The organism is Endozoicomonas sp. ONNA2 (genome assembly GCF_024606365.1).
Lineage (GTDB): Bacteria > Pseudomonadota > Gammaproteobacteria > Pseudomonadales > Endozoicomonadaceae > Endozoicomonas.
In genome coordinates, this window is sequence record NZ_JAHHPO010000114.1 from 34488 (window position 1) to 41486 (window position 6999).

Consider the following 6999-nt stretch of genomic DNA (forward strand, 5'->3'; position numbering starts at 1 on the left):
AGTGTACCCATGAAAGAGTCAACCTATGTCCATCCTCTCGCCTTTGTGTGCAAACGATTAATGGATATTGTTATCGCCTTGGCCGGGCTGGTCATCACCCTGCCACTGTTTCCCTTTATCGCACTGGCTATTCGTCTTGATAGCCACGGACCCGTTATTTATCAGCAGATGCGCATTGGCTATCAAAAGGAAAACTATATTCGCTTATTCATGATGAAAAAATTCAGAACCATGCGAAATGATGCAGAGTCCGGAACAGGCCCCGTTTGGGCTCAGAAAAATGACCCAAGAATTACCAAAGTTGGCAACTTTCTGAGAAAAACCCGTCTTGATGAACTGCCGCAACTCTGGAATGTACTGGTTGGTGATATGACCATTGTGGGTCCAAGGCCTGAACGGCCGGGAATGTACAATAAACTGGAAACCAACATTCCGTTTTACAGTGAACGAACATTTGATGTTCTTCCCGGCATTACTGGTCTTGCCCAGGTCAACATGGGTTATGATGAGACAGTAAATGATGTAAGAAATAAAGTTGCCTATGACCATGCTTACGCCCTGGCTCTAAGCAGCCCATGGGAATGGCTGAAAATGGATATTTACGTAATATTCAAAACCATTGTCGTCATGGTAACAGGCAGGGGGCAGTGAGTAGTTAACCAACTCAGAGGAAAAATCAGTTCTCATGTTGAAACAAAACAGCGGCAATTTCATCCAGACCTTGCCGCAAGGCCTCTCGGCTATGCACGCCAGGCTGCAAAGTATCCACCAATGGCATAGTGTGTATATCACAATGAAGGTTTTCAGGTTGCTCGTTCTCAGCAGGCCACAGTAGCACGTCTGGATATACACCCGTCATTTCACTCATCCAAGACAATTTATCGCTGATGGACATTTTTCCGACAGCTGATATTTCCTGATTAATATTACCCACAAATACTTTCAAGGCCCTGCTGTTACCAATACTTTCTGCAACCTCTGGCATCAAGATCGCCGGTAAAATACTGGTCATGAAACTCCCCGGCCCTAAAATAATCATATCGGACTCTTTTATCCTGGCTAATGCTTCATCCGTCGGTTGTATAGCGGGCAGAATCATCAACTTCTCCGGGCACTTCTCCAGGGCATCAATGGTCGTTTCACCAACCACTTCCCGGCCATCCACCATAGCACCAAGGCGGGCAGGCTCTTCCGACATTGGAATCAACTCTGCACCAACCTGTAACATCTGGCGAATCAGGTTAATGGCATCCAATGGGCGAACACACATTTGATCCATTGCCAGTAAAATCAGGTTACCCAGGTTATGCCCACTGATGTCACCGCTATTTTTAAAGCGATACTCAAACAGAATCCGCGCAAGGTTTGGGGTATCTGAACACAACTGGTTAAGGCAATTCCTGAGATCTCCCCAGGCAATACAGCCACTACCATCCCTGAGTCGGCCCGTTGACCCGCCATCATCCGTAGTGGCAACTACGCCTGACAGGCGCCCACCGAGGAACCCCAGACTTGCCATGACCCGACCGAGGCCATGCCCACCACCGATAGCAACAATCCGGCGACACTGATAAAGGGTTTGTACAGAATACATGGCAAGTTCTTTTATGAGTAGAAGATCATCGTCTGCTGCCTGCTCAGCCACTTAAAATGATCTCTCTTGAATGATATCAGGTTTGTGTTGAACCTATGATGCGTGGCGTTATCAGAAATAAACGCACCTGCTTGATCTTCGACTTTGACTCTGCACGGAACAATTGGCCAAGAACCGGAATATCACCCAACAATGGGACTTTGGTAAGTTTTTCTTCATCCTGCTCTTTATAGAAACCACCAATTAACAGGCTCTCCTGCTCACTGATGATAGCCTGAGTGTTAATTGAGCTGTTAGTCACTTCCGGTAGTTTACTCCCGACGTCTTCGGTGCCCTGGCTTCCTGTACCATCCTGAATATTGACGGTCATATGGATACGTCGACCCTGCTCTTCACGAACAATTCTTGGAGTGACCTGGACAACTGTTCCTGATGTGACCGGGAATAGTTCAGAGTCTTCATTGCTGGCCACAGAAACATAGAAAGTACTGCTGTTATCGAGAATGGCCTCTATATTATCAAGTGTCAGGATAGATGGCCTGGAAACAATTTTGACCCTCCCTTCATCAGCCAGTAGCTGTAAATTCGCGTTAAAGGATCCAAGCGCACTGGAGACAATCGTTGTATAATTTGGCGTCGGGGCGTTTGGATAGGGATTAAAGGACACTGTGGTATTATCTGAACTACCGGCATTACTCCAGTCGACACCAAGCGCTCTCAAATCCTGTGTATTGATATCAATAATCGAAACACTGATTTCTATCTGAGATGTCGGTTTATCAAGAGAAGCCACCAGCTCTTCGTACATTGGCATCTTGGATTCAAGATCATGCACAATGATCGCATTCAGTCGTGGATCAGCATTGATGTAGACTTCATCGGCGACTGCACCGGCATTCAGCGGGTCTCCTGCAGATGACTCAGAGCGATCCATTGGGCTGAGTTCACCGGATTTACTGACACTCTCTGCCGGAGTCATTGTCGGGTTGGGCAGTCCCTGTCTGGTAACCTGGGCTACACCGCCACCTTTAATAATTCTGGTCAGAATAGTGGCCACTCCCGGGACTGTCAGCTGCTGACCTCTGAAAGAAAATGACTTATCGGTTGCCCAGGCATATCTGAGCGGAAAGGTGCGAACCGTCAGTTTGCTCTTTTGACGCTCCCCTTCCTTGGCATCAAGCAACAGTGCTGTCTGGGCCACCAGCTCGATATAACGAGGAGGTCCGGAAATAAAGACGAGACCTTCTTTATGCTGTTCCTTCCAGAAAAAGCGACCATCCCAGATACCAATCTTTTTCAGGGTTTTCTTCAGCTGAGTTATTGGTAAATAGTTTAAACTAATGATCTGTTGGCTGTTGGCACTGCCATCATAAACAAACAGGGTATGCCCATCAAAATACCAGATAAAACCATAAATATTGGCCAGATGATCCAGAAAATCAACAGGGGTCATAGGACCAATCTTGCCATTAATTTCCCCGACTACCGTATCCGCTATGATGAATGGCATATAATAGCTCGCCGCGAAATTCTGCAATACTTCCCTCAAGCTGTCACCATTGCCGAAATACGCATATGGACGAACACCAAACGCGGCCAGGGCAGGTGATTCATCATCACCAATGGTACCTTCAAAGTCGTCAATCGCATCCTGGATAGCCTCCTCTGCAGAAATAACCATTCTATTTCCGGATGGTGTATCCGGTTGCATCATATAGTGGTTTTTTGAAGCGTGGGGAGGACTTTGATTTACCAGTTCGCGGTCATCTTCCCTGGCAAAGTTATAATCAAAATCAGATGTTGCTACATGCGTTTGACTGCCATACCGGGATATATCGGGCTCGTTCACATACCGTCGCCCATCATTTATAAAAGACTGTGTTCTTTGTTCATCAACTGATGAGCTATCTGGGTTGGCAAACGCTCTGGCATCCAGTGATCTCCCCTGGTAAAAGGAGTCCACAGCCGAATTGGGGAATACTCTGGCGTCCAGAGGGTTCCCCTGCGCAACGGAAGGAAAATCAGGATGTTCCGGCACAATGTCGGATGGAAAATAGATAACCTGACCTACCCGTAATTCCTGAGCATTAAACAGCTTGTTATAGCGGGCAAGCTCGTTTACCTCAAACCCGTAGCTACCGGCAATAACTTCCAGAGTCTCATTAGGACGTACCACATGTTTTCTGGTTTGCGGCTCTTCGGATGACCAGTTCGCCAGCGCCTGAAAGGTAATCGCCAGTAAAAAGGACAGGATTATCAGGGTATTTCTTATAAAGCCCATCAGACGCGTGCCTCCATGCTCATGTCTGCTCCAGCTTATTCAACAGCCCTTAATGAATAGATGCCTTGGTACAATATTACAACTGTCAATAAACGTTCTTTGCAAACCAGTTTATCGGAAAACAAACTGGCTTCACCAGTATTTGGTCAAAAAAATAATTAACATGAGAAAACCCGTTAATCACTCTATATGCAAGCCGATAGAACGAAAGGACCAAATTATCAGGCGGACTATATTATGACAGCACCCATTTCTTTTGGTAACGGTATTTCAGGTATTTCAAGGATTGACAGCTCTTCAGTTCACTCCGACTTTCCCAAATCAAAATCAAATTTCAAACCCTCCGGCAGTAACGTTATTGATTACACTTGGCTGACCCTGGAAATGGGCAATAGTTATGATGAGCGGGAACGTGCATTTGGCACCAAATTTTCCGGTGATCACATCAATGCAAGCCCGGAGGAGCATTATCGCAACAACAAGAATGCAATCAACTCTATTTCTGCCTTGGCAAAAAGGTCTAAAAACAGCAGCAGTGCCCAAATAATGAAAGAAGCCTTGCAGGTGCTGGAAAAGGCCAAAGCAGACAGTGAATATTTAATGATGTGTCGAAATGTATTGATTGCCAGCTAAAGGATCAGTGAAATGGATAAGTCATTAAAAACCTGGATGCTATCACAGGCTTCCTACTATCTTGAGTACCTTCAGCCCCGAAAATCCATTGCCTTGTTAGAAGCACTGATGTCAATAGACCGAAAAAACCCGGATATTTATCGCATGCTCAGCTATGCCTACCTACAGGCAGAGCGACCTGAAGAATCCATTCGCGCAGCCGATAATTACCTGAAATACGCAAGGCCTGGCAGTGATACTCGGGCTATTAAATGGATCAAGGGGCGAGCCCTGCTCAAGAAGAGAAAAGCTGCAATGAGCCGCTGATCTTCAAGACCATAGCCAGCCCCACAGCAGCGGCGCACTTCTCATGGCACAACTGTTACCCGGGCTGAATTTTGGCGGCAGAAATGATCTGGTACTGGCAGGCCTGCTGGTATCCATCATCGGGCTTATTATTCTGCCCATGCCAACCCCTCTGGTGGACTTCCTTATTGCATTGAACATGGGGATTTCCACCATACTTCTGATGACATCCATCTACCTCAAATCACCCCTGGAATTCTCCTCTTTTCCGGGGGTACTGCTCATAACGACCCTCTTCCGTCTGGCTCTGTCCATTACCACAACCCGTCTGATCCTGCTTCAGGCAGATGCCGGTGAGATTGTATATACCTTCGGTAACTTTGTGGTAGGGGGTAATCTGGTCGTTGGTGTCGTTATCTTCCTTATCATCACCATTGTGCAATTCCTGGTGATCACCAAGGGTTCTGAGCGTGTAGCAGAAGTCAGCGCCCGCTTCTCTCTGGATGGTATGCCTGGCAAGCAGATGAGTATAGATGCTGACCTTCGTGCTGGCGCCATCGAAATGGAAGAAGCCCAGCGCCGCCGTGAGCTGGTCACCAAAGAAAGCCAGCTGTTCGGTTCGATGGATGGAGCCATGAAGTTCGTAAAAGGTGATGCCATTGCCGGCTTGATCATCATCTTCGTCAACATTACCGCTGGTGTCGCTATTGGTACCAGTAATGGTATGAGCGGCGGCGAGGCTCTGCAGCTCTACGCTATCTTGACCGTAGGGGATGGACTTATCTCCCAGATACCGGCTCTGCTGATATCCATTACCGCCGGTATTATAGTAACCCGTGTATCCAATGAAGATGCCAAGGACCTTGGTAATGAGATAGGCACCCAGCTTACCGATAAACCAAAGGCCCTTATGGTTGGTGGAGCACTGTTACTCGGCTTTGCCCTGATCCCCGGCTTCCCGACACTCACTTTCATGGCTCTCGCTGGAGCCATTGGTGGTGGAGGCTACTTTCTGATGAAGAAAGTGGAAAGAGCCCGGTCTGCTGAGGAAGATGGCGGAATTCCTGCCATGGCTGCAGCAACAGAATCACCCAGTGAGGCCAAATCCAGATTGGACCAGCAGGAAGAGTTCACCCAAACCCTGCCCTTGATTATTGATGTCCCTAACTCTGTACAGAAAACCCTGAACGCCGCCTCCTTGAATGAAGAGTTGCTTAAGGTCCGCAAATCACTTTATATGGATCTCGGGGTTCCTTTTCCCGGTATCCACCTGCGGTTTAATGACGCCATGGACGAAAATACCTACAACATACTTCTGCAGGAAGTCCCCGTTGCATCGGGCTATTTCAAACCAGGCTCGCTGTTCGTGCGAGAAAGTAATGAACATCTGGACATGCTGAAGATTCCTTATGAAGTTGGCGATGCATTTCTGCCTAGCCTCGACTCTTTGTGGGTCGCCGAAAGCCTGCAGGACAAGCTTGATCGCAATAATGTCAACTTTATGGATTCCTCAAAAATCCTGACCTATCACCTGGCGCATGTTTTGAAGAAATATGCAGAAGATTTTGTAGGCATTCAGGAAACACGCTACCTTCTGGAAAAAATGGAAAGCAGTTTTGGTGAACTGATCAAGGAAGTCCAAAGACTGTTACCCGTCAACAAGATCACCGAAATATTCCAGCGCCTGGTATCTGAAGATATTTCGATCAGGAACCTCCGCTCCATTCTGCAATCCCTGGTTGTCTGGGGGCACAAGGAGAAAGAAGTTGTTCAATTAACTGAGTATGTTCGCTCATCATTGAAGCGCTACATCAGCTACAAGTACTCCAACGGCAGAAACATGCTGCCAGTATACCTGCTTGACCAGGATGTCGAAGACACCATCCGCTCCGGTATCCGCCAGACTTCAGCAGGCAGCTACCTGGCCCTTGATCCATCGACCTCTGCCCAGTTTGTGGAAAACGTTAAACACTCTGTCGGCAAAATAGGTCATCTTGAGCATAAGCCAGTTTTGATCACTTCAATGGATATACGCCGCTATGTCCGAAAACTTCTGGAACTCGAAGTCTATGACCTGGCAGTGCTTTCACACCAGGAGTTAACTGAAGAGATTACCGTTCAACCACTGGGCCGTATTTCCCTTTAAGGAGCTGTCCTGAAATAACTTTGACATTTCTACAGACGCTACCCGCCGCCCGCTTCCCGA

At 47.4% G+C, this 6999-nt stretch carries 6 protein-coding genes; 4 read left to right on the forward strand and 2 right to left on the reverse strand.

What is annotated here, in order from left to right:
* The first annotated feature begins 9 nt into the window (after nucleotides 1-9).
* A complete protein-coding gene (locus tag KDK14_RS02165) occupies nucleotides 10-651 on the forward strand; it encodes a sugar transferase (protein ID WP_257263378.1) in 642 nt (213 codons plus the stop codon).
* Between the two features lie 25 nt (nucleotides 652-676).
* On the opposite strand, the gene yvcK is transcribed toward KDK14_RS02165, so the two are convergent.
* Nucleotides 677-1645 carry a uridine diphosphate-N-acetylglucosamine-binding protein YvcK gene (gene yvcK / locus KDK14_RS02170; protein ID WP_257263379.1) on the reverse strand — a complete coding sequence of 323 codons (969 nt, stop codon included), beginning with the start codon at nucleotides 1643-1645 and terminating at the stop codon, nucleotides 677-679.
* Between the two features lie 25 nt (nucleotides 1646-1670).
* A complete protein-coding gene (sctC, locus tag KDK14_RS02175; RefSeq protein ID WP_257263380.1) occupies nucleotides 1671-3875 on the reverse strand; it encodes a type III secretion system outer membrane ring subunit SctC in 2205 nt (734 codons plus the stop codon).
* A gap of 237 nt (nucleotides 3876-4112) precedes the next feature.
* Between sctC and KDK14_RS02180 the strand changes: the two genes are divergently transcribed.
* The 3 genes from KDK14_RS02180 to sctV are packed head-to-tail and all read left to right on the forward strand — an operon-like array spanning nucleotide 4113 to nucleotide 6939.
* A complete protein-coding gene (locus tag KDK14_RS02180; RefSeq protein WP_257263381.1) occupies nucleotides 4113-4508 on the forward strand; it encodes a hypothetical protein in 396 nt (131 codons plus the stop codon).
* A 12-nt stretch (nucleotides 4509-4520) separates the two neighbouring features.
* On the forward strand, nucleotides 4521-4814 hold the full coding sequence (locus KDK14_RS02185; protein WP_257263382.1) for a hypothetical protein: 294 nt from the start codon (nucleotides 4521-4523) through the stop codon (nucleotides 4812-4814).
* A gap of 43 nt (nucleotides 4815-4857) precedes the next feature.
* On the forward strand, nucleotides 4858-6939 hold the full coding sequence (gene sctV / locus KDK14_RS02190; RefSeq protein WP_257263383.1) for a type III secretion system export apparatus subunit SctV: 2082 nt from the start codon (nucleotides 4858-4860) through the stop codon (nucleotides 6937-6939).
* Nucleotides 6940-6999 lie beyond the last annotated feature (60 nt).